The sequence below is a fragment of the Parabacteroides sp. AM17-47 genome, from assembly GCF_003434625.1.
Lineage (GTDB): Bacteria > Bacteroidota > Bacteroidia > Bacteroidales > Tannerellaceae > Parabacteroides > Parabacteroides distasonis.
This window is the reverse complement of sequence record NZ_QTLI01000029.1, coordinates 16,557-41,297: the sequence shown is the minus strand read 5'-3', so window position 1 is coordinate 41,297 and position 24,741 is coordinate 16,557. Positions and strand designations below refer to the sequence as shown.

The 24,741-nt window shown below is 44.4% G+C and carries 17 protein-coding genes; 15 read left to right on the top strand and 2 right to left on the bottom strand.

All coding sequences use genetic code 11. The features are described 5' to 3' along the window. Positions 1-43: 43 nt before the first annotated feature. A complete protein-coding gene (locus DW205_RS19590; protein WP_005867640.1) occupies positions 44-3,451 on the bottom strand; it encodes a TonB-dependent receptor in 3,408 nt (1,135 codons plus the stop codon). Between the two features lie 559 nt (positions 3,452-4,010). Here DW205_RS19590 and DW205_RS22900 point away from each other — a divergent pair. The 14 genes from DW205_RS22900 to DW205_RS19530 all read left to right on the top strand — a co-directional run bounded on the left by DW205_RS22900 (position 4,011) and on the right by DW205_RS19530 (position 21,543). Then, positions 4,011-4,310 carry a hypothetical protein gene (locus DW205_RS22900; RefSeq protein WP_005867641.1) on the top strand — a complete coding sequence of 100 codons (300 nt, stop codon included), beginning with the start codon at positions 4,011-4,013 and terminating at the stop codon, positions 4,308-4,310. After that, the gene (locus tag DW205_RS19585; protein WP_005867642.1) at positions 4,286-7,390 is read left to right on the top strand and encodes a TonB-dependent receptor; all 3,105 of its coding nucleotides are present in this window, start codon (positions 4,286-4,288) and stop codon (positions 7,388-7,390) included. The genes DW205_RS22900 and DW205_RS19585 overlap by 25 nt, the downstream gene beginning before the upstream one ends. A 44-nt stretch (positions 7,391-7,434) precedes the next feature. Continuing rightward, complete coding sequence (locus tag DW205_RS22650; RefSeq protein ID WP_005867643.1) at positions 7,435-8,514, top strand: RagB/SusD family nutrient uptake outer membrane protein; 1,080 nt, start codon at positions 7,435-7,437, stop codon at positions 8,512-8,514. Positions 8,515-8,688: 174 nt separating this feature from the next. Further along, the gene (locus DW205_RS22645; RefSeq protein ID WP_005867644.1) at positions 8,689-9,282 is read left to right on the top strand and encodes a RagB/SusD family nutrient uptake outer membrane protein; all 594 of its coding nucleotides are present in this window, start codon (positions 8,689-8,691) and stop codon (positions 9,280-9,282) included. Positions 9,283-9,407: 125 nt separating this feature from the next. Then, positions 9,408-10,130: an MBL fold metallo-hydrolase gene (locus DW205_RS19575; protein WP_005867645.1), complete on the top strand. Its 723-nt coding sequence runs from the start codon at positions 9,408-9,410 to the stop codon at positions 10,128-10,130. Between the two features lie 48 nt (positions 10,131-10,178). Then, complete coding sequence (locus tag DW205_RS19570; RefSeq protein ID WP_005867648.1) at positions 10,179-10,556, top strand: VOC family protein; 378 nt, start codon at positions 10,179-10,181, stop codon at positions 10,554-10,556. A 168-nt stretch (positions 10,557-10,724) separates the two neighbouring features. After that, positions 10,725-11,711 carry an ROK family protein gene (locus tag DW205_RS19565; RefSeq protein ID WP_005867650.1) on the top strand — a complete coding sequence of 329 codons (987 nt, stop codon included), beginning with the start codon at positions 10,725-10,727 and terminating at the stop codon, positions 11,709-11,711. 103 nt (positions 11,712-11,814) lie between these two features. Continuing rightward, a complete protein-coding gene (locus DW205_RS19560) occupies positions 11,815-12,336 on the top strand; it encodes an NUDIX domain-containing protein (protein WP_005867651.1) in 522 nt (173 codons plus the stop codon). A gap of 96 nt (positions 12,337-12,432) precedes the next feature. Further along, positions 12,433-15,432 (top strand): tetratricopeptide repeat protein, encoded by a 3,000-nt coding sequence (locus DW205_RS19555; protein WP_005867653.1) that lies wholly within the window; start codon positions 12,433-12,435, stop codon positions 15,430-15,432. 9 nt (positions 15,433-15,441) lie between these two features. Next, positions 15,442-17,250, top strand: coding sequence for a TonB-dependent receptor (locus tag DW205_RS19550; protein WP_005867655.1), 1,809 nt, complete (start codon positions 15,442-15,444; stop codon positions 17,248-17,250). A 17-nt stretch (positions 17,251-17,267) separates the two neighbouring features. Then, positions 17,268-18,368 carry a sensor histidine kinase gene (locus tag DW205_RS19545; RefSeq protein WP_005867656.1) on the top strand — a complete coding sequence of 367 codons (1,101 nt, stop codon included), beginning with the start codon at positions 17,268-17,270 and terminating at the stop codon, positions 18,366-18,368. A 15-nt stretch (positions 18,369-18,383) separates the two neighbouring features. Next, on the top strand, positions 18,384-19,514 hold the full coding sequence (locus DW205_RS19540; protein WP_005867657.1) for a sensor histidine kinase: 1,131 nt from the start codon (positions 18,384-18,386) through the stop codon (positions 19,512-19,514). 2 nt (positions 19,515-19,516) lie between these two features. Continuing rightward, positions 19,517-20,368 carry a sensor histidine kinase gene (locus DW205_RS19535; RefSeq protein WP_005867658.1) on the top strand — a complete coding sequence of 284 codons (852 nt, stop codon included), beginning with the start codon at positions 19,517-19,519 and terminating at the stop codon, positions 20,366-20,368. Between the two features lie 11 nt (positions 20,369-20,379). After that, the gene (locus tag DW205_RS19530) at positions 20,380-21,543 is read left to right on the top strand and encodes a PP2C family protein-serine/threonine phosphatase (RefSeq protein WP_005859268.1); all 1,164 of its coding nucleotides are present in this window, start codon (positions 20,380-20,382) and stop codon (positions 21,541-21,543) included. A gap of 397 nt (positions 21,544-21,940) precedes the next feature. On the opposite strand, the gene DW205_RS19525 is transcribed toward DW205_RS19530, so the two are convergent. Continuing rightward, positions 21,941-22,204: a tetratricopeptide repeat protein gene (locus tag DW205_RS19525; protein WP_005859264.1), complete on the bottom strand. Its 264-nt coding sequence runs from the start codon at positions 22,202-22,204 to the stop codon at positions 21,941-21,943. A gap of 161 nt (positions 22,205-22,365) precedes the next feature. Between DW205_RS19525 and topA the strand changes: the two genes are divergently transcribed. After that, on the top strand, positions 22,366-24,714 hold the full coding sequence (gene topA, locus DW205_RS19520; protein ID WP_008777893.1) for a type I DNA topoisomerase: 2,349 nt from the start codon (positions 22,366-22,368) through the stop codon (positions 24,712-24,714). Positions 24,715-24,741: the final 27 nt, after the last annotated feature.

The following is a 24,741-nucleotide window of genomic DNA, read 5'->3' as shown; positions in this document are numbered from 1 at the left end:
ACTGTTTTTCTAGAGGATCATTACCATTATGAATTCTCTTTTGTTAGAAGGTTAAGTTTAGACCTATAATGAATTGGCGCGGCATACCGTAAGCACCGAAGTCGGTACCCATGTTACGGTCGTTAGAGATACCACCGTCTCTATCTGTACGAACCTGTGGATCCAAACCTGAGTAACCCGTAATCGTAAATACGTTGGCTACTTGACCATAAATACGGATCTTTTCAAATTTGATCTTATCTAAGATCTTTTTTGGAAGCGTGTATCCTAAAGTCAGTGTTTGCATACGTAAGAAAGAGCCATCTTCTATATAACCGGAGTTAGATTGGTTGGCAGCGATATCGCTCTCACCGCCGGTTGTAGCCCATAATGGATAGATACCATCTGGATTGGTTTGAGGATGCCAAGAATTATCGCGGCGATCTTTTGAGTAAGCCGATTGCAAAGAACCGAAATGCGTATAATATTTATACATTGCGAACAAATCGTTGCCTACGGAGAAGTATAGATAAGTACTCAAATCGAATCCTCTCCAGCCTAAGCTTAGATTAACACCTCCAGTCAAGTCCGGATGCGGATTACCGATAAATGTGCGATCGTTTGCGTCAATCTTTCCATTGTTGTCTACATCCTTGATTTTATACTGGCCTACAAAATCAGATGCGACCATTTGTTTTACGTCGCTTACACCATATGGCAATACAACACCACCAGCGTCGTTCTTGTAGTTATGTACGTCCTCTTCGCTCTTATAAATTCCATCTAACTGATAACCGTGGAACATACCGATGGCGTGCCCTTTCATCATTACATTCATGTTGGCGATACGAGTTCCTGTAAAGATACCGGCCTCTGTTCCGATCTCGGTCAGTTTATTTTTGTAGTGAGATAAGTTAACACCTACAGAGTAGTCGAACTCGCCGACTTTGTCCCTCCAGCTCAAGTTTAAATCTACACCATTGTTCTGCATATCACCGATATTAATGTTCGGCTTTGTCATATTACCCGCTAATGCGGACCAGTTTGCGTCGATTAACATATCAGAGGTCTTTTTGGTATACCAGTCGAAGTTCATGCTTAAGCGTTGATCTAGGGCTGTTACATCTAAACCTATATTTAACATCTTAGAAGTTTCCCATTTCGCTTCTATATCTCCTAGGTTCGTTACTCCGAAACCTTGGTATACTTCTGTATCGGAACCATTAATACTATATAAATATTTGTTACCCGTACCGTATTGGAACGCCCAGTTGTATGGGTCGATATTAGAGTTACCTGTTGTACCATAACCCGCACGGATCTTTAAGTCATCTAGCCAAGTACGGGTTTTCTCCATGAATTTCTCGTCAGACATACGCCAGCCTAAAGAGATAGAAGGGAACGTTCCCCAGCGATTCTTTTCGGAAAAACGTGAGGAAGCATCCCGACGGACAGTCACAGTTGCCAAATATTTGCCTTGATAAGAGTAGTCGGCACGTCCAAAGAAACCAAACATGGTTGTAGTATTGTTTCTTCTTCCGTCTGTACCCATATTAGCGGTAGAGCCATTTTCAATTGTCCATGTGTTTGGATTATCTTCATACGGATAGTCGATACGGTTGGCTTGTATCCAACGGCCTAACCCTTCACGGAGTGCCTCTGTACCTAACACAACGCCGATCGTATGATCTTCATTGATAGTCTTATTGTAAGTCACCGTATTAGTCCATTGATAGCCTAAGCGATAATCCGCACGTTCAGTGAAGCTATTGTTATTTGCTCCTTCCTTGTTAGTCATGATGGTACGTTTACTCATCCAATAGTCCCAGCTTCCCATCAATGTGGCACTGAACTGTGTGCGGAACTTCAAGTCTTCACCGATGGATTCCAACGGTTTTACTTCTGCGAAGATAGCGGACTGCGCACGTAAGAAACGACGGCGGTTGTCTTTTTCGTTGTTTACAGTTTGAACAGCGGTATTCGCACGTCCACCTTCCGGGGCCTGTGAACCGGCATAGTCGCCACCAATATTGTAAATAGGAACCCAAGGTTGGATAGAGAAGGTTTTACCGAAAGTGTTATCATCACCTTGACGACCACGCTCACCTGAGTTCTCGATTACTGCGATATTCGTGTTTTGTCCGATCGAGAAGTATTTATTCGGCATGAAATTGGTATTTACACGCAAAGAATAACGACGGAACCACGATTCTTTGATCGTACCTTCGCGGTTCATATAACCTAAGGAAGTTGCGTAAGTTGCTTTTTCTCCACCACCGGAAACAGATACTTGATGGTCTTGGACTTTTCCTGTTTGTACTACTTCGTCATACCAGTTTGTTCCTTTACGGGCTTCTTCTTCTGAATAACCATCTTCCAGCATTTGATAATATGCGGAACGGGACCAAGAGTTAGATCCATTATCTTTATAGGAAGCGACCCAACCGTCAATACTTCCGAACTGAGCGATCACTTGATCCTTAGATAACCCCGACGGTTTGATTGCGTATGGCATTGTCAAGTGACCGCTTCCATCAGCGCCGATAGAACCGAACTGGGCATGGGTCGCTGTTTTACCGCGGAACTGAAGCAAGTTACGTTGACCTAATTCTTGGAATTCCATTGCTTCCCAAGCATCCATTAAATCGTAACCGCTATTAGCCATTTTAGCTACGCCGAAATAACCGTTGTAAGATACTTTTACACGATCATCCTTTTTACCCTGTTTCGTTGTGATAATGATAACACCATTTGCTCCTTTCGCACCGTAGATGGCAGAAGCGGCAGCATCCTTTAATATCTGCATAGACTCGATATCATTCGGATTCACTGCATCAATATCCACTCCGGAAACACCATCAACGATCACCAATGGATCGGAACCGTTTACGGAGCCGACACCACGGATACGAATCGTTGTTTCACCCAACGGACCACCACCAGCCTGTACGAATACACCAGCAGCCTTACCCTGCAAAGCCTCTGCGAAGTTAGAAACAGGAGTCTCTTTCAACTCATCGGTAGCGACCACAGCCACAGCTCCGGTAATATCCTTCTTAGCCTGTGTGCTATAACCCGTAACAACGACTTCATCCAATGCCTGTGAATCTTCAACCAACGTAATCTTGATGTTGGTTTGATTACCTTTCAAAATGACTTCTTGGGGAACGTATCCGATATACGATACTACTAGAACTGCGTTTGCGGGCACATTGTCGATAATAGCTCGCCCGTCCATATCGGAGATGTTTCCGATAGTAGTCCCTTTTACGACTACGTTAGCTCCAACGATAGGACCAGATTTATCCACGATGTGGCAGTTAACCTGTCGTCCATCTTGCTGGACACTCATAAATCCCGTACTAGGTGTAGGATACAGATGATCCGTTTCTGTTGCGAAGGCCGTTCCGGCTCCGTACAGAAGAAAAGAAGCTCCTAAGACTAATGGCTTCCATGATACAACATTTCTCATACAAAATTAGAATTTAAGGTATAATAAAATAAAAAACACAAACTTTTAACAAAATGAATTCACTACTCTGCCATACCTCTAGGGTATGTTACATCTGTTTACATCTCAAAATAGGCAAACATCACTCTCTTCTTCTCAACTTCATTTGTGTAGCTTCTTCATTATCATGTCTTTAATGATAAAAGCCGCTTCTTGCTTTCTTTCATAATACTAAAAAAACGACTAGTCTAAACGATCGTTTAAATCTTGCGTTTTTGAAAAGAGGAAATGATGATTTGAAAAAGAAAAGCTTTTTTTAGATCGATGAAGGGTTATCTCTCCCATTAGCAATAAGATAAAATAAAAAAAAATCAACAAAAAGTTGCACGTGTCGAAAAAAAAACAGACCTTTACAAACGACTAATAGAAACGATCGTTTAGACTAGTCGTTTATGAAAAAACATTTAGACCATAAGTATTCAGAAATTTACTGAAATCTAGAATGTTGTTGTATATGGAAAGATCATTTTGCTGTTAGATTGTGTTTTTTATTGATTTATACCTTAAAATCTAATGTTGTATGAATAATGTAGTATTATGGAAACAGGTGTTTCTAGGAGCCTCTTTATTCTTATGTGGCGCAAGTCCAGCCATGGCCACTGAAGTAGGCGATTTAACACCAGACGTAAGGGGCAATGCACTGCAACAAGATGGACGTAGAGTCACTTGCACTATTTCAGACAAAGCAGGACCAATTGTTGGAGCAAATGTCCTTGTTAAAGGGACAACTATCGGAAATATTTCCGATATGGACGGACGTGTCATACTTGATGGTGTACCGGATAATGCCTATTGGTGGTATCTTACATTGGCTATGTAACTCAAGAGATCTCTCTGAAGAATAGCCAGAACAATATCAAAGTAAAATTAGCGGAAGACACACAAGCCTTGGATGAGGTCGTTGTTGTCGGCTATGGTACCCAAGCGAAGAAAGATATTACGGGATCTGTCGCTGTCGTATCTACGGAAGAGTTGAAGGAGACTCCGGTAGCGACATTCTCTGAGGCTTTGCAAGGAAAGGCTTCCGGTGTGTATATCTCGAACTCGGGTGGACCTAGTGGTGAGACGACTATCCGTATCCGTGGTGTCGGCTCGTTGAATGGTTCAGACCCATTGATTGTTGTGGACGGTGTCTCGAATGTGGATATCGACGCGGTCAATCCGAATGATATCGAGTCTTTGCAAGTCTTGAAAGATGCTTCCGCTACTGCGATTTACGGTGCGCAAGGAGCGAATGGTGTAATCATTATCACGACAAAGCAAGGAACTAAAAGCGGCCGGGTACGAGTATCTTATGATGGTTACTTTGGTGTGGCAAAGATGGCGAATAGTGGTTATGATTTGTTGAATGGATGGGAGGCGATGGAATGGCAAGCACAAGGTATGAGAAACGTGCGGGATTATCGCGGACAAACACCCACCGCTCATCCTCAATTCGGATCGTTGAACGATAAAGATGAATTGACGATGCCTTATGCGATTAAACCGGCCGGTTTATCAAAAGATCAAGTAATCTCGCAGTTTGGTAGTATCGATGCGTGGGTGGCTTCCTATAAACCGGATGGTAGTAATTCGTGGTCGCGTTCCGCTTATTATCAGATGTTGGAAGATGGATATTCGGAAGCGGAGGCCCAGAAAGGAACGAATTGGTATGATATGGTGACTCGTACGGGTAAAGTACAGGATCATCAGATCTCTTTATTAGGAGGTGGAGAAAAAGGAACTTACTCGGCTTCTTTAGGCTATACTAATCGGGAAGGAACGATTATCTCTTCTTTCTTTAAACGTTATTCACTGCGTGCCAACTCTACTTATAATGCGAATAAATATTTCACGATAGGCCAGAATTCCAATATCGCCGTAATGGAGATGGGCGGTGAGCGGGGTCGTCAAGGCGATGCGAGCGTATTCGCCCAAACATATACGATCCAGCCATGGGTACCTGTTTATAATGTAGGTGGCGATTATGCGGGATCACAGGCCTCGGAAGGTGGACGTGCGAATACGGCTTATCAGACAGCCATGAATCAACAGGATGATTGGACTCGTTTCATGCGATTGCAAAGTGCGGCTTTCGCCGAGTTGAAACCGATCAAAGGCCTGAGTCTTCGTACGCAGTTCAGCGTTCGTTTGATGGGTATGTGGAGCCAAGCGTTGAGTGAGAAGACGATCGCTACCAATAAAGAGGGGCAATCTCAAAATTATCTGGAGGAAAACGCGAATTGGAGGTTGGATTATCAGTGGACCAATACGGCGACTTATAAGACGAAATTCAATGAAGATCATGACGTGACATTTATGATCGGTACGGAAGCTATGAAATTTGGTGTGGGACGAAGCATGAAAGCCATTCGCTATGATTATATCTTCGAGAATAATCCCAATACATGGATATTAAACAATGGTTCTTCCGACAATATGAAGAATGAAGGAAAAATGTTTGATAAAAGTACGATGTTCGGCTTGTTTTTCCGTGGCGATTATTCCTATAAAGGTAAATACTTGGCAACTGTAACGGTTCGCCGGGATGCTTCTTCCCGGTTTGGCGAGGATAACCGCTGGGGTACATTCCCTTCTCTTTCTTTAGGCTGGCGTATGTCGGATGAGGTCTTTATGGAAAAGACACGTACGTGGTTGGATGATTTAAAGGTGCGTGCGGGTTATGGAACGACCGGTAACTCTAATATCGGAGCCTATAATTATGCGTTTCAATATGCGACCGGAAATGATTATTTATATGGAATCACAGGTGCGGATTCAGGGGCGTCTCCGGGCTATGCGATCTCAAATCTGGGGGATGTGAATGCTAAGTGGGAAACAACCAAGATGTTTAACGTCGGTTTAGACGTAACGGCGTTGAATAATCGTTTGACCGGAAGTATCGATTATTATATTAAGAAGACTTCAGATTTGTTGGTGAACGCTAACTGGTCCGCTTTGGCCGGTAACGCTACTAAGCCAAAGATCAATATTGGCGATATGCAGAATAAAGGTCTTGATTTCAGTGTGGGCTGGAGAGATAAAGTCGGTGATTTTAGTTACTCGGTAAACGCCAATATCTCAACCTATAAGAATAAGGTTACCCAATTAGGTTCTTCGGATCTATTTACGAATACGCGTTTGAGTAAGGTAAACATCACCACGGTAGGGCAACCGGTAGCGATGTTCTACGGTTATCAAGTGGACGGAATCTATACGAGTGAACAAGATGTGCTGAACTATAAGACCGCGGATGGAAAAACGATTTTACCGTATGCCGTGGCGGACGAGGCCAGCTTGAATCCTCAATCATGGGTAGGTCGTTATAAGATTCGTGACGTGAACGGAGATGGAAAGATTGGGGCGGAAGACCGTACGATTATCGGTAATCCGCATCCGGACTTCACGGGAGGTGTGAACCTTAGTGTTGGTTGGAAAGGTTTTGATTTGAGTACATTCCTTTATTTCTCTGTAGGTAACGACTTGTATAAACATTATCAGTATTATACGCATTTCGGGGCATTACAAAGTAACTTCTCTAAAGATCGCTTGGAAAACTCTTGGGATCCCGTTACAAACCCGGATGGTATCTATCCATTATGGGCTGGTACATCTAATGAAGGTACGGAGGCGGCTAATGAATCCAATTCTACTTATATAGAAGACGGTTCATACTTGCGTATGCAGACATTGACGCTCGGTTATACGTTGCCAAAGAGTATCTTGAATAAGATCAAATTTGAGAAGATTCGTGTTTACGGTCAGGTTTCCAATGTGTTTACATTAACAGGCTATTCAGGTTTGGATCCGGAGGTTCGTAGCAATAATGAAGATAGCAGTAACGATATGATGAAAGGTATCGACTACGGTTCTTATGGTATGCCACGCCAGTTCATTTTAGGCGTGAATATTTCTTTCTAAAAGGATTTTCGATAAGGATATTGATAACGATTAAAAAAAACAGTATGAAAAGACTATTTATATATTCAATGTTAGTGGCGTCTTCATTAGGAGCGATGACCTCTTGCTCTGACTTCTTGGATGTGAAGCCGGTGGGTGCGGTCAGTGAAGAAGAGTTACTGAATCAGGAAGGCGTAAATTATGCGATTACAGGAATGTATTCATCGATGCTTACACAGGAGTATTTTGCGGCTCCTTTGACAAATTATGCCTATGGCGATGTACTGGGTGGAAGCGCGAATAAAGGGTCTACGTTTACGGACCAGTCTGACTTTACGAACTTGGAAACGTATGCGATCACTACGGACAACGGATATTTGAATACCAAATGGAAAGTGGTTTATGAAGGTGTCTATCGTGCGAACAACGTGATTAATATGATCGATAAAATCAAGGACGAGCTTTCCTCCGTAAAAGGCGTATCAAAGGATTTTTATACCGAAGCGATCGCCCAAGCCCGATTCTTCTGCGGATTCTGGCATTTTGAGGGAATGAAATTATTTGGTGCCGCTATTCCTTACGTGGGAAGCGAGGAGTTCGCTAGCGATGTAAACCCAAAAGTTTCCAATGTGGATGAGTCTGGCAATTATATTTACATATGGGATAAGGTGGCCGAGGATTTACAGTTCGCTTATGATAACCTGCCGGATATTTGGGCGAGCGATAAAGGACGTGTCAATAAATGGGCCGCCGCCGCTTTCTTGGCAAAATTGAGGCTGTATCAGTCTTCACCCTATAACGGTACGAATGGTTCTTCCGATCATTGGGCGGATGCCAAGGCTTTATTGGAGGCTATTATCGCGAATGGGCAGGATAATAATGGCACGAAATTCAAACTAGCGGATACTTATGAGGATTTGTTTACGGCAGGTAGTGCCGATTGGAGCGGTGAGTCCGTGTTCGATATACAGCGGACTATCTCTGGTTCTCAGGTAATCACGAACTCTATCGAAGGTTCATGGCATACGGCTCCTCCGGGAGGTATGGGCACATCCGGATGGGGTTTCTATCAACCTTCCTATGAGTTGGTAAACTCACATATCGTAGACGAGAATGGTTTGCCGTATCTGGATAAATCATATTAAGATAAACCGGCGTTGACTACCTTGACAGATAATATTCCACATACGGATTTAGAGGTTTTTACCGATCCTCGTCTGGATATCAGTACCGGTCGTTTTGATGTCCCTTATTGGGACTGAACGGTTCCTTCTATCTTGGATGGGTGGGTACGTGATATCGCGAATGGTGGTCCTTATATGAATAAGAAGCGGCAACCGAAAAAAGCGGATAAAGGCGGTACGAGCGTATCTACGGAGACGAGTTCTACAGCCAAGAATTACCATTTGATCCGTTATGCGGATGTTTTACTTTGGTATGCCGAAGTCTTGATTCACGACGGAAATTATAAGGAGGCCGGGAAGTATATAAATGAGGTACGTGCCCGTGCGGCAAACTCGTATGTGAAGGGCGTTGATGCTGCCACGATGTTGCCCACTTCTACATCTTATGTCTTGGATGATAAAGTGAATGGGAAGTTGGATTCGAACGCTGCGGCTAATTATCGTGTAGGTTTGTATCCGGATTCGCAATTCAACAGCAAGGGTGGTGCTTTAGCCGCTTTACGTTTCGAGCGTAAATTAGAGTTGGCGATGGAAGGTCATCGCTGGTACGACTTAGCTCGTTGGGGAATAGCGTACGATGAGATAAGTAATTATATCACTTACGAGAAGAAGCATCTCGGAAAGTTTGCCAACTGCGTTTATAACGCTAAATGGGTAACTCTTCCGATCCCGAATGATCAAATCGTGACCATGGAAGGCGTTTTAGTCCAGAATGAGAATTGGAAATAAATCGTAGGTTAATAATCTGTATCGGTCAGGCATGTGATATGTCTGACCGTTTTGTATATTTGCGGCATGAAGTCAACAACCCGGAGGGTTTCGGTGTTTTTTAATAAACAAATAAAGAGAATAGGATGAGACTGGTGTATATTTATCATAGCGGGTTTGTTGTAGAGGCGGAAGGCTTCTCCATCTTGATCGATTATTTCAAAGATACGAATCCGGACCCGGCGAAGGGGTTTGTGCGTGGGGAGCTATTAAAACGTCCGGGGACGTTGTACGTATTGGCATCACATTTCCATCCGGATCATTTTAATCCGGACGTGTTGAAATGGAAAGAGGAGAAAGACGATATCAAATATATTTTCTCCAAGGATATCTTGAAACGCCGCTGGGCAAAAGCCGAGGACGCTTTTTATATGAAGAAGGGAGATGTGTACCAAGATGAGCATTTAACGATTAGGGCGTTCGGATCGACCGATGTCGGTATCTCTTTTTTGATCGAGGCGCAAGGTAAACTGATTTTTCATGCCGGAGACTTGAATAATTGGCATTGGAAAGATGAGTCTACTCCACAGGAAGTTGCGGAGGCGGAAGGGAATTACCTGAAAGAACTGGATATAATAGCGAAATATACGCAGGCGATGGATGTTGTCATGTTTCCGGTAGATCCCCGCTTAGGGACCGATTTTATGCGAGGTGCCCAACAATTCATCGACCGGATAAGGACCGGTATCTTTGTGCCGATGCATTTCTGGGAACGTCCGGCGGAGGTCATGGCCTTTGCCCCGTATGCCGAATCGAAAGGTTGCCGGTATGTTGTCCTTTCTGTACCGGGTGAGGGTACCGATATATAATATATTATTAATGTATAGGTTTTAGAAAACATATAAATTTATTTAGGTATGGAAGTTAAAGGCAGATTTGACCATTTCAATATTAACGTATTGGATTTGGAGAAAAGTATCGCTTTTTATAACAAAGCGTTGGGGTTGAAAGAGCATCATCGAAAGGTCGCGGAAGACGGTTCTTTTATATTGGTTTATTTAACGGATGAGCAAACCGGTTTCTTGATGGAGCTGACTTGGCTGCGTGACCGGAAAGAACCTTATGAGCTAGGCGACAATGAGAGCCATCTTTGTTTCCGGGTAGCCGGCGATTATGAGGAGGTACGTAAATACCACAAGGAAATGGGAGCGGTTTGCTTCGAGAATACCAAGATGGGATTGTATTTTATTAATGATCCGGATGACTATTGGATCGAGATATTACCGTTGCGATAATTCTCCATTATTATATAACAATGTTGCTTAACATAAGTTTTCGAAAAAAGAAGATAAAATGACAGGAATCTGTAAAATTTTCTTCAAATCGTATTGCAACTTGTGTTAAACCTCTTATATTTGCTACCCAGAAAGAGGAAAATCATTATTAATCCTAAATATAAAATCATGGAGAAGCCTTATGTAGTAGGTATCGATATAGGTGGTACCAACACTGTTTTTGGTGTAGTTGACGCAAGAGGAACAATCTTGTATAGTGGATCAATTAAGACTGGTAAATATGCAGACGTTAATGACTATGTAGCGGAATTAGCTAAAGGTCTGAAGTCTGTTATTGATCAGGCTGGTGGTCCGGATAAGATTAAAGGTGTGGGTGTAGGTGCTCCGAACGGAAACTTTTTCAACGGATGTATCGAATTCGCTCCGAACTTGCCTTGGAAAGGTAAGATTCCTTTGGCTCAATTGATCAGCGAACAGATCGATGGTATTCCTGTTGCTTTAACAAACGACGCCAACGCTGCCGCTATCGGTGAGATGACTTATGGAGCCGCTCGCGGTATGAAAGATTTTATCGTGATCACTTTGGGTACTGGCGTGGGTAGCGGTATCGTAATCGGTGGTAACTTGGTATACGGACATGACGGTTTTGCCGGCGAGTTGGGCCACGTTATCATGCGTCGTAACAATGGTCGTCAGTGCGGTTGCGGTCGCCAAGGATGTCTGGAGGCTTATGCTTCAGCTACCGGTGTGGCTCGTACGGCTCGTGAATATCTGGAAATCCGTAAGGACGAGAGTGTTCTTCGCGACTTGGATCCGGATGAAATCACTTCAAAAGACGTATACGACGCAGCTATGAAGAATGATAAGATCGCTCTTGAGATTTTCGAGGCTACCGGCTCTATGTTGGGAGAGGCTTTCGCTGATTTCGTAGCATTCTCTAGCCCGGAGGCTATCATTTTGTTTGGCGGTCTTACGAAAGCTGGCGATTTGATCATGAACCCGATTAAACGTTCAATGGAGAAAAATATGTTGAAAGTTTACGCAGGTAAGACTAAATTATTATTCTCTCAATTGAAAGAGAGCGACGCTGCCGTATTAGGAGCAAGTGCTTTGGGTTGGGAAGTAAGAGACCAAAGTGCTGGTTTGGAAGTCTAAATCCGGTTTTGCGTATAACGAAAAGACATTTGCGAAATAAGGCAAGCCGCATCTATATTTAGGTGCGGCTTGTTGTTTTTAATTGAATTATAAATCATAAAGTATGAGACATCCGTTGTATCAATTTCAGTTTTGCCCGGTTTGCGGGGCAAAAGCTTTCGTGGAACATAACGAGAAAGCGAAAAAATGTATGGCGTGCGGTTTTGTTTATTATTTCAACCCGTCGTCGGCTGTCGCTTGTTTCATAAAGAACGCTAAGGGGGAGTTATTGCTGGTTCGCCGAGGAAAAGAGCCGGCTAAAGGTACATTGGATTTGCCCGGTGGCTTCGTCGATATGTTTGAGTCGGGGGAGGAGGCCGCTCGCCGGGAAGTAAGGGAGGAGACGGGGTTGCATATCCAGAATTGCCGTTATTTGTTTTCCTTGCCTAATTTATATATGTATTCCGGCTTTGAGGTGCATACGCTGGATATGTTTTATGAGTGTTTGGTAGATGATTTCAATAACGTGCATGCGGAAGATGATGCCGCCGAGATCGTGATCCTTCGCCCGGAGGATGTGAATCCGGAAGACTTCGGTTTAGACTCTATCCGAAAGGCGGTACCGATCTATCTTGGTAAATATTGATAGAACTTGCCTTCTGTTTGGCGCATATTACTTATATTTGCGAATTAGAACGAATAGGCACTGAAGTAAGTGCTTGTATTAAAAAGCAAATGAGTGATGAAAAGAATACTTATTCCGCTGTGTCTGGTAGTAGGCAGCCACATGGCAAGCGGGCAGAGATCGTATCAATTTGATGCGCCGAACCGTTTGTTTGTCGAAGGCAAGGAGTTGTTTAGTTTGAAGAATTATTCAGGTTGCATCGATAAACTGGAGGCGTATAAACAGCATTCCACGGATGCCGACTTGATTCAAGAGGCCGATTATATGTTGGTTTATTCCGCTTATGAGCAAGGCCGTCTCAATGCCGTTGAGTTATTGAAAGATTATCTGGATGTGTACCCGGCTTCCCGTCATGCGGACGAGGTGAACTTCTTGATCGGTTCCGCCCATTTCGGACTGGGAGAGTATCAGAAAGCTATCTTTTGGTTTAACGAATCGAACATTGATATGCTAAGTCCGGAACAACAGGAGGCTTATTGTTTCCGTTTGGCTTATTCCTTGTTGCAAACCGGGGATATGGAGAAGGCCCGTGGTTATTTCGCACGGATCGAGCAGATCGGAACGAAGTACCGGGAAGCATCTACCTATTATGTCGCTTATATCGATTACGCGACCGGTAAATACAACAATGCCTTGGTGGAATTTACCCGCTTGAAGGACTTGTCTGATTATAAGGAGCGATCTTTGTACTATATCACGCAAATTTATTTTATACAGAATAAATACGAGAAAGTGATCAGCGAAGGCAAGGAATTGTTAGCCTCTTATCCGGATAGCGAGAACAATAGCGAGGTTTACCGTATCATGGGTAACGCCTACTATCATCTGGGAAATGAGGATCAAGCGATTAATATGCTGAGTAAATATGTATCCTCGACGGATAGCCCGTTGAGGGGCGATTTATATATCTTGGGCGTATGTTATTATAATAAGGGTAATTACAGTAGCGCCGTGAACGCTTTGGGACGGACCGTTCGTGAGAACGACGCCCTTTCGCAGAACGCTTATCTGTATCTGGGGCAAAGTTATCTGAAATTAAAAGATAAGAATAACGCCCGTATGGCCTTCGAGGCTGCCGCGACTTCTTCTTTCGATAAGCAAGTGAAAGAGGCGGCTATGTATAATTACGCTTTATTGATCCACGAGACCGCTTTCACGGGCTTTGGCGAGTCGGTGACAATCTTCGAGGATTTCTTGAATGATTTCCCGAATTCCAAATATGCCGATAAGGTAAACGATTATCTGGTGGAGGTTTATTTGACTACCAAGAACTATCAAGCGGCTCTGAACTCTATCGATAAGATCAAGCATCCGAGTACGAAGATCTTGGAGGCGAAACAAGATATCTTATTCCAGTTGGGAACGCAGGCGTTCACGAATATGGAATTGGATAAGGCGGTCGATCTTTTCAGCCGTGCGATTTCGTTGGGCGCTTATAATCTGGAATCTCGTAACGACGCTTATTTCTGGCGTGGGGAATCTTATTATCGCCAAGGTGAGTATAACAAGGCGATTTCCGATTATCGTACCTATTTGAATAATACCCGCCAACGTAATACGGATATGTATGCCTTGGCACATTATAACTTAGGTTACAGCTACTTCAAATTGAAAGAGTATGGCGAGGCGTTGAACCGCTTCCGTCAATACGTGAATTTGGAAAGCAATCAGCAGACTCCGGCTTATGCGGACGCTTATAATCGTATCGGCGATTGTTTATTCCACAACCGTCAGTTCGCTATGGCGGAAGAGAATTATACCCGTGCGGCGCAATTGCAACCGTCCGCCGGAGATTATTCGGTGTATCAGAAGGGCTTCTTGCTGGGATTGCAGAAAGATTATAAGGGAAAGATCAGCGTGATGGATCGCTTGATCCGTGAGTTCCCGGAATCACAATATGTGGACGATGCCTTGTTTGAGAAAGGACGTTCTTACGTGTTATTGGATAATAATCAAGCGGCTGCGGCAAGCTTTGAGCAATTGATGCGTGATTTCCCGCAAAGCAGTCTGGCTCGTAAGGCCGGCGTACAGCTTGGTTTGATTTACTTCAACGACAATCAGCCGGAGAAAGCGGCCGACGCTTATAAGAGCGTGATTAGCAATTATCCGGGTAGCGAGGAGGCGAAAGTGGCCTTGCAAGACTTGAAGTCCGTATATATCGAGCTGAACGATATCAATTCGTTTGCCGCCTATGCGAATTCGTTAGGTGGAAATGTTCGTTTCGAGGTGAGTGAGCAAGACTCCTTGACCTATCTGGCGGCCGAGAAGTTATTTATGCGAGGCGATAATGAGGGCGCTCGTCGTAGCTTGACGAATTATTTGCAAACCTTCCCGCAGGGAGCGTTTAGCTCGAACGCTAATTTCTATTTGGCAAGTATCGCTTTTGCCAAGAAAGATCTGGAGGAGGCGAAACGTCTGTTCTCGTTGGTATTGGAGAGCGGTGATACGAAATTCAGGGAAGAGTCTTGGGCTCGTAAGGCTGAGATCGAGTATCTGGATAAGGATTACGCCGCCGCTATGGAAAGTTTCAAGCATCTACAGGCGGTAGCGGAGAATCCGGAGAATAAGGAGGCCGCTAAATTGGGCTTGATGCGTTGCGCCGAGTTGACCGGTCAGCCGCAAGAGGCTTTGCTTGCCGCCAACGATTTGCTGAAGGAACCGAAGCTATCTCCCGAGATTATGTCCGAGGCCCGTTATGTCCGTGCGAAGGCTTATATCAGCTTGAAGCAGGAGAACAAGGCGTTGGCCGACTTGAAGGAGATCAGCAAGGATACCCGTACGATACACGGGGCGGAGGCTAAATATCTATTGGCTCAATTGTATTATGATAATAAGGATGATAAGAATGCCGAGACTGTCTTGATGAACTTCATCGAGAACGGTACGCCTCACCAATATTGGTTGGCACGGGGCTTTATCTTGTTGGCTGATATTTATATCCGCCAAGGTGATGATTTCCAAGCTCGTCAATATCTGACCAGTTTGCAAAACAACTACAAGGGCGATGATGAGATCGCCGCGATGATCGAAGACAGATTGGGTAAACTAAAGAAATAAAAGAAAGCGATGAAGACTATATATAATGTAAAGGCGTTGTGTGTGGTAGCTTTGCTGGGTTCGGCTGCTGCTGCGAGTGCGCAAGAGGATGTTACGAAAGAAAAGAACCTGAACCGAGAGATGACGCTTGAACGGGAGTATGATCCTTCCGTGCAGGACGCTAGCAAGGTAAATACGCTTCCCGTGGTGAAAGAGCCGGAGGTTCGTAAGATCCCGATCGATTACTCGAATTATACGATCGCCGCCGATCCGCAGAAAGAGATTAGTTTGTTGCCTTCCGGAAATATCATGACGCAGATGGACTACAACAAGCGCCGGGGATATTTTAACTTTGGTGCCGGTACCTATCTAAATATAAATGGTGATTTGGGATATCATATCTTGAGTACCGAGAAGGATAAGTTGAATATTTGGTATTCGCATCGTTCTACGAATGGAAAGGTGAAATATATCCAGATGGACGATGAGAAGGTAAAGGCGAAACTCAATGACAATCTGGGAGGCATTAATTTCAAGCATGTTTTTGATAAGACGATATTTAGTATCGGTGCGAAGTACGGGTATTCGGCGTTTAATTATTATGGACTGCCTATTGCGGATGCTTGGTCTATGATGGCAGAGGGTAGTTTGGATAGAGTGGATCGGGAAACAAACCAAGTAAACCAGACGATAGCTGCTAATATAGGATTTGAGTCGAAGGAAGATGCCCCGTTCGGATATTTGCTGGATTTAGGTTATATAAATTTCTCCCATAAATATGGGTTGAACAAGAATATAGATGGACCGACGGAGCATACTTTAGAGGCGAAGTTTGATTTGAACGCAGGTTTTAATGGGAATATGCGGATTGGCTTGGGTGGATTGGTGGAGTATTTCAACTACAACTTTCCGGAGGCAGCTTCTAATTCGTATGTTTATGAGTTTAAGAATCATGCCGAGGTGATGTTATCACCATATTATAAAGTTGAGGGTGATAATTGGAAAATCAAATTAGGTGCGAATGTGATGCTGGCTACAGGTGATGACGCGGAGTTCATGGCCTCGCCAAATATTGCCGCTGATGTGGAGGTTGCTGATAAAACGGAGCTATATGTAAAGGCTGACGGAAAGCTTTACTCCAACAGCATGTACGATATGTCACAGATCAACCGTTATCTGTATCCAATGAAAGAGTTGGCTCCTTCTCGTAACTGGTTGAATGCTATCTTGGGTATCCGGAGTGGCGTGGCACCGGGATTTTGGTTCGACGTGTTCGCTGGTTATAAGATAACTAGTAGCGATGTGCTTTTCAGTCAAGTGGCCACATCTAAACCTGACTTTTTTTCCAATTTCAGTGAAGCGATACCGGATGTCGATACTAAGCAGCTTTTTGTAGGGGCTAACTTGAAATATAGCTATCAGCAATTGCTGGATATCTCTTTAAAAGGGATGTATAATAATTGGAAGGCAAATCAAGGGGATGAGAGTGTTGAACTAAGCCATGCTTATGGAAAGCCAGAAATGGAGGTTAACGCAAATGTAACCGTGCGTCCGATCGATAAGTTATCTGTTGCCTTGGATTATTATTTGGCCACCGGACGTTATGCTTTTGTAAAGAATTACTGGGAAGCTGAAAATCACAGTAGCGTGTCTGCGGGAGCTGGCGAATACAAGATGAACAACATCAACGAGCTAAACCTAACAGGTACCTATACCTTCAACGATACCTTTGGTGTTTACGCTAAGTTGAATAATATCCTTTGCCAGAAGTATGAGGTATATTACGGATATCCTTTGCAAAGCTTTAGTGCGATGATTGGCGTGAATATCAATTTCTAACACTTGAAATAGGAAGGATGGGTGACATAAATATCAAACAACTGGAAAGCCTTCGCTGGAGGATGCGGGTGATCGAGACGCTGACCGTGATTGGGACGGCATGGATCGCCTTGGCGGTTTACCAGAAGAAGGAAGAACTGGTTTATTATTTGGTGGGAGCCGTAGTCCTTCTATTCTTGTTAAAGTATTATACGCAATTCCGTCTGCGAAAAAGACAGTTCGTCTCTAATCTCGTGGAGCAGCGGACGATGGAATTGCGTTTCCAGCGGGATGCGATGCAAGCGGAGTCGGAGAAACTATCCCGTGCCCTTTCTGCCTTGGCGGACGCTCAAGACGAGTTGGTTCGTAAGGAACGTCTGGCATCGATCGGCCAATTAACGAAAGGTCTGGTGGATCGTATCTTGAATCCCTTGAATTATATCAATAACTTCGCTCATTTGTCTGCCGCATTAGCGAAAGATATCAAGCAGAATATCGATGAGGACGAAGAGACCGGTAAACACGATAATTATAATGATACGCAAGAACTGCTGGTTCTTTTGACCGGCAATCTGGATAAGATCGCCAAGCATGGTGATAACACGGTGCGAATCGTAAAAGCGATGGAAGAATTGCTGAAAGATCATTCGGCGAATCGAACCTGCGTGGATATTAATGATTTATGTAGGGTCAATCTGGATATCTTGCGAAAGAATTACGCGAAGGAGATCGAGAAGAATCAAGTAGATCTATCATTCTCCGGGCTTTCCGTACCGTTGACAATCGAGGTGAATATCGATCAGATGGGAAAAGCCTTGTCGCAGATATTGGATAATAGTATATATGCGGTCTTGAAGAAGGCCGGAGAGCCGGGATATCAGCCTTCTGTCTCGTTGGTATTGCGTATTCAAGCGGATAAGTTGCAAGTGGTTATCCGTGATAATGGCGTCGGTATAGAAGAAACGATAAAGACGAAAGTCTTTTCTCCGTTCTTTACCACCAAACCGACCGCGGAAGCGGCAGGAACAGGTCTTTACTTGAGTCGGGAGGTCGTGTTGAACCATAAGGGTACGATCGCTATCGAGTCTGAGAAAGATAAATATACGGAAGTTACGATTACGTTGCCTATTTATAGTTAGGAAAGGAGGTTCATCATGATACAGGATTTACATACCGAGATCGATCGGTTAAAAAGGCGGATTAAACTTTGCGAACGGGTTACACTGGGTAGCTTGGTCGGTATTTGTGTATCTGTGAAGTTCGGTCATCAAGAATGGATCGGATTACTTTTCTTGATTCTGTTTTGCCAGATCTCTAAGTTCGTTTTCAAGCGGAAACTCAAACAAAAAGAGTATTTGGTAAAAGAGGTAGAGGAGCGTACGCAGGAGATCCGTTCGGAGAAAGACGCTATCCAAGAGGAATCCGAGAAATTGGCGGCGGCTTTGAAAGCCTTGGGTGAGGCGCAGGACGAGCTGGTCCGTAAGGAACGGATGGCTACCGTAGGGCAATTGACCCAAGGTTTGGTGGACCGTATCTTGAACCCACTGAATTATATCAATAACTTCGCGAATCTGACATCGGGGTTGGCCAAGGATCTCCGGGAAAATCTGGATAGTCAGAAAGAGCATCTGAAACCGGATGTGTATGACGACTCGGTAGATTTGCTGAATATGATGACCAGTAATTTGGAGAAGATCTCCGAGCATGGTTTCAATACGGTCCGTATCGTTAAGGCGATGGAGGAATTGCTGAAAGATCGAAGAGGTAATCTTACGCTTACCAACATAAACGGATTATGCCGGATCGCCTTGGATAAATTGAAGAAAACGTATGAGCAGGATATTCAAGAGAAGAATATCCGGATTGTTTTCGATAATTTGACGTTGTCTTTGATGATGGAGGTAAACGTGGAGCAGTTCAGTAAGGTTCTGGCCGGGATATTGAAAAATTCCATGTATGCCCTGTTGAAGAAATCGGAGACCGTGACTTTTAGTCCGGAGATATTCCTTGGATTGAAAGTCAATAAGGATATGCTGGAAATAACGATCCGGGATAACGGGTCCGGTATCGACGAGAATATAAAAGATAAGATATTCGCTCCTTTCTTCACAACAAAGACAACGGGGGAAGCGGCCGGCGTAGGGCTTTACCTATGCCGTGAGATCGTGCAAAACCATCGGGGAACCATCGAGGTGGAGAGTAAGAAAGGAGAATATACCCAGTTTCTAATTACGATCCCTGTATATCAACCGAAAACAATTACACCGCCTAAAGAGGAGGAATAGATATGGAAGACCAGAGTAAGGAAATAGAACGGCTACGTTTGCAAGTGAAGAACTTAGAGAAATTATCTTCTTTAGGTATGTTGAGTGCCGGGATCGCGCATGAGATCCAGAATCCGCTCAACTTTGTCATCAATTTCAGTAAGCTGTCCTCTAAGTTAGTGGATGACTTGGAAGATATTTTAGAAGAAGAGAAAGATGTCTTGCCTCCGGAATCTTGGGAGAAGCTGACCGCCTTGCATGAGGAGTTTAGCGAGATCGTTAACGATTTGCATGGTAACTTGAAGAAGATCGAGGAACATGGAAACCGGGCGACAAGTATCATCCGGGGTATCTTGCTTTATTCCAGAGGGAAGGATGACGAGTACATCCCTACGGATATCAAGAATCTGGTGAAGGAATATGTTTGGCTGGCTTATCATTCGATGCGAGCGAACTATAAAGGTTTCAATATTGCGATCCGGGAGCATTACGAGGAGGGGCTTCCGATGCTGAAAGTGATCCCGCAGGATTTGAGCCGTGCGGTATTGAATGTCATGAATAACGCTTGCTATGCGGTCTATAGTAAATCCAAGCTCTCGCCGATCGGGTATGAGCCGGTTATATCCGTGGATCTACGGAAGGAGGGAGATTCTTTAAGATTAAGTATCGAGGATAATGGTATCGGTATGCCGGAGGATATCCGGGAGCAGATATTCTCCGCGTTTTTCACCACGAAACCGGTGGGAGAGGGAACTGGCTTGGGGCTATCTATCACTCGATCCATTATAGAGGAGAAGCATGACGGGAAGATAGAGGTGGAATCGAAAGAAGGTGAGTTTACCCGTTTCATATTCCTTATTCCATTAACGAAATAAACAGAAGAATTATGGCGATCAAGATATTAAGCGTAGACGACGAACAGGATCTGGAAGCGTTGCTAACCCAATATTTCCGTCGGAAGATCCGTAAGGGAGAGTATGAGTTCTCCTTTGCCCATAATGGCTTGGAGGCGTTGAGGATGATGTTGGACCATCCGGACTTTGATATCATATTGAGCGATATCAATATGCCGGAGATGGATGGCTTGACATTGCTGACGAAGATTAACGAGATGCGTAACCCGGCCTTGAAATGTATCATCGTATCGGCTTACGGGGATATGGAGAATATTCGTACCGCCATGAACCATGGTGCTTTCGACTTCGCTACCAAGCCGATCGATATGGAGGATCTGGAACGTACGATCGAGAAGGCGGTCGAGCAGATTTCTTTTATCAAGGAGGCCCAAAAGGAACATCATCAGCTAGAGGAGATACAATACGACTTGAACGTGGCACGTGAGATACAGCAATCTATCTTGCCGAAGCAGTTCCCTCCGTTCCCACAATATAAGCAATTCGATCTTTATGCGACCATGAGTGCGGCGAAAGCCGTGGGGGGGGATTTCTATGATTTCTTCTTGGTGGACGATAATCATCTGGGTTTTACGATCGCTGACGTGTCGGATAAGGGGATTCCCGCTGCTATTTTCATGGCGATCAGCCGTACGGTGATCCGTGCTACGGCGCTTAGGCAGCTTTCCCCGGCGGTCTGTATGAAGGAATCGAATGATCTATTGTGCCGTGAGAGTGTCAATGGGATGTTTGTCACTACTTTTTATGCGATCTTGAATATCCATACGGGCGACGTGGTTTATTGCAATGGGGGGCATAATCGTCCGGTTTGGATTCGTAAGAACGATAAGGTATCTCTTTTGCCGATGACTGGTGGGATGGCCTTGGGAGTCGTGCCGGGATTAGCTTATAAAGAACAATCCTTGAAACTGGAAGCGGGAGACAGCTTGTTCCTCTATACGGATGGAATCAGTGAGGCGATGAACCTGCGGAATGAGCAATATGGAGATATCCGTTTGGTAGAGGCTTGTAGCTCCGTAAAGAACCAATCCCCCAAATCCATGATCGAAGGTATATCTGAATCCGTCCAATCATTCGTGAACGGCGCTACGCAGAGCGATGATATTACGATGTTGGCGCTGACTTATAAAGGATAATCATTTGGATAAAGGTAATTTCTTAAAGTTTACTTATATGAAAAAAGCATTTTCTGTATTTTTATCATTTCTTCTGTCTGCATGACTATACGATTACTCCCATGGAAGATTGAAATCTAAAGAAACATAAATTCATTGTATATCTTGTAGAGACGGGGCACGCCCCGTCTCTACAAATTACGATGGGCAATGTTAGGTGCTAAGAATGCCCATTATAAGCACTTTATAATGCCCATTATAAGCCTTTAACGATGCCTATTATGACGAGCTTACGTTATAAGTTGTAAATGAGCATTATACAAATAAACGCTATATCAAGAACAACTAACTTCATAAATGCATAAAGTCGAGTTACTTGTACTTCTAGAATTTATTTGGGTACGGGTGCTCTGTCTTCTTAATGGTTGTACATATCCTTATTATAAAAATCCAGTACCTTGATCGCCATATCGTAGGCCGCTTGTGCCGGGCTTTCCGGATTGATCTCTATCGCTTGCAGGTAGCTGTTGAGGGCTAGGCGTACGTTGCCTAGTTTATAATGAGCTTTTCCGAGGAGAAACCAAGCCTCGTCGGATCTCGGTTGCTCCGTGAGGTAAGCGTCCAAGAGCCGGATCGCTTCTTCTAGTTTATTCTCTGAAATAAGTCGCTTTATCTCTTCCATATTTTTGAATAGCTTTTTGATTTTGTCCCGCGAAGGTAAATAGAAACGCATGACTATATATATAATGTATAGGAAAAAACGCTTTTTTAGTGACCGATATACCGCGTACGTTAATTATTTGTGTAAGTTTGCACCCGATTTCTAACCAGCAAAAAATAGATATGCAAAAGAATTTGGTAATAGTGGAGTCACCCGCCAAGGCAAAAACCATCGAGAAGTTCCTCGGAAAGGACTATAAGGTTATGTCTAGCTATGGTCATATCCGCGACTTGAAAACGAAAGATTTCAGTATAGACCTCGAACACAATTATGCCCCGGAATACGTGATTCCCTCTGACAAGAAGAAACTCGTGACCGAATTGAAGAACGAAGCGAAGAAAGCCGAGCAGGTTTGGTTGGCTTCCGATGAGGACCGGGAGGGAGAGGCCATCTCTTGGCATTTATATGAGGTATTAGGATTGAAACCTGAGAATACGAAACGTATCGTTTTTCATGAAATTACCAAGAACGCTATATTACATGCGATCGAGACGCCGAGAGATATCAATATCGATTTGGTGAACGCGCAGCAAGCCCGTCGTATCTTAGACCGTATCGTGGGTTTCGAGCTATCCCCCATTCTTTGGCGTAAGGTGAAGCCGGCTTTATCCGCGGGGCGCGTGCAATCGGTTGCCGTACGTCTGATCGTAGAGCGGGAGCGAGAGATCAACGAGTTTGTCTCGGAGGCCGCTTACCGTGTGATCGCCAGCTTTATCTTGCCGGATGGTACGACAATCCTCAAGGCAGAGCTGAACCGTCGTTTGAAAGATAAGGAAGAGGTGGAGGCATTCCTTGAATCTTGCAAGGACGCTTCTTTCACGATCGATGATATCTCGAAAAAGCCGGTGCGCAAGACACCAGCCCCTCCTTTTACGACATCTACCTTGCAGCAGGAGGCCGCCCGTAAGTTGGGTTATTCGGTCTCGCAGACCATGATGATCGCCCAACGCCTGTATGAGTCCGGATTGATCACGTATATGCGTACTGACTCCGTGAACTTAAGTGATTTGGCTTTGGGGACGGCAAAAGAAGCTATCTTGGATACCTACGGTGAGAAATATTATAAATTCCGTCAATATCATACCAAGAGCAAGGGAGCGCAAGAAGCGCACGAGGCGATTCGTCCGACCTATATCAGCCATGATGAGATAAGCGGGACCGCTCAGGAAAAGAGATTATACGAATTGATCCGCAAACGTACGATCGCTTGCCAGATGGCGGACGCCGAGTTGGAGCGTACGACGATCTCCGTAGGCATCGGCGGCAAGAAAGAGAAGTTCGTGGCTACCGGTGAGGTCATTACTTTCGACGGTTTCCTTCAGGTGTACCGCGAGAGTTTTGATGACGAGAATGAGAAGGAACAGGAAAACGGCCTTCTTCCTCCGGTTACCTTGAACGAGGTATTGAGTATGAAGGATATCGTCGCTACCGAGCGTTTCACGCAACGTCCTCCCCGCTATACGGAAGCAAGCTTGGTTCGCCGTTTGGAGGAATTGGGAATCGGTCGTCCTTCTACCTATGCTCCTACGATCCAGACGATTCAGAATCGAGAGTATGTCGTGAAAGGGGATAAGGAAGGAACGGAGCGTACTTATAATATCATAACCTTGGCTCAGCATACGATCAAGGAAGTCCAAAAGACGGAGATCGTAGGAGCGGACCGGAATAAGTTGATGCCAACCGATATCGGTACGGTCGTGAATGATTTCTTGATGGAGTATTTCCCGGGCGTTATGGATTATAACTTCACGGCGAGCGTAGAGAAGGAATTCGATGCCGTAGCGGAAGGCGAGATGGTATGGACGGATGCGATCGATAAATTCTATAAACTATTCCATCCGATCGTGGAAGAGGCAGCCTCTGTCCGTACGGAGCATAAAGTGGGTGAGCGTGAATTGGGTATCGATCCGAAGAGCGGCAAACCTGTTTTCGTGAAGATCGGTCGTTATGGCCCAGTCGTACAGATCGGGCAGGCGCACCCAGAGGATAAAGAGGCTCCTAAACCTCAGTTCGCAACCTTGATGAAGGGGCAATCTATCGAGACGATTACTTTGGAAGAAGCCTTGAAATTGTTTGATCTACCCCGTACGATCGGTGAATATGAAGGTAAGGTCATGGTTGCCGCTGTCGGACGTTTTGGCCCGTTTATCCGTCATGACGGAAAGTTCGTATCCATACCGAAGGGCTTGAATCCTTTGTCGATAACAGCCGAGGAAGCTATCGAGTTGATCGAGGCAAAAAAACAAAAGGATGAGCAACGATTTATCAAGAAGTTCGATGAGGACCCGGAAATGGAGATCTTGAATGGTCGCTTCGGCCCTTATATCTCTTATAAGAAAAAGAATTACAGAATCCCTAAGACGATAGAGAAACCGGAGAACTTGACCTTGGAGGAATGCCAGAAGATAATCGCCGAGGCGGGAGAAAAACCTGCCGCGACGAAGAAACGTACGACACGGAAAAAGGCTTGATTATAGCTCTAAAAATTCATAGTTATG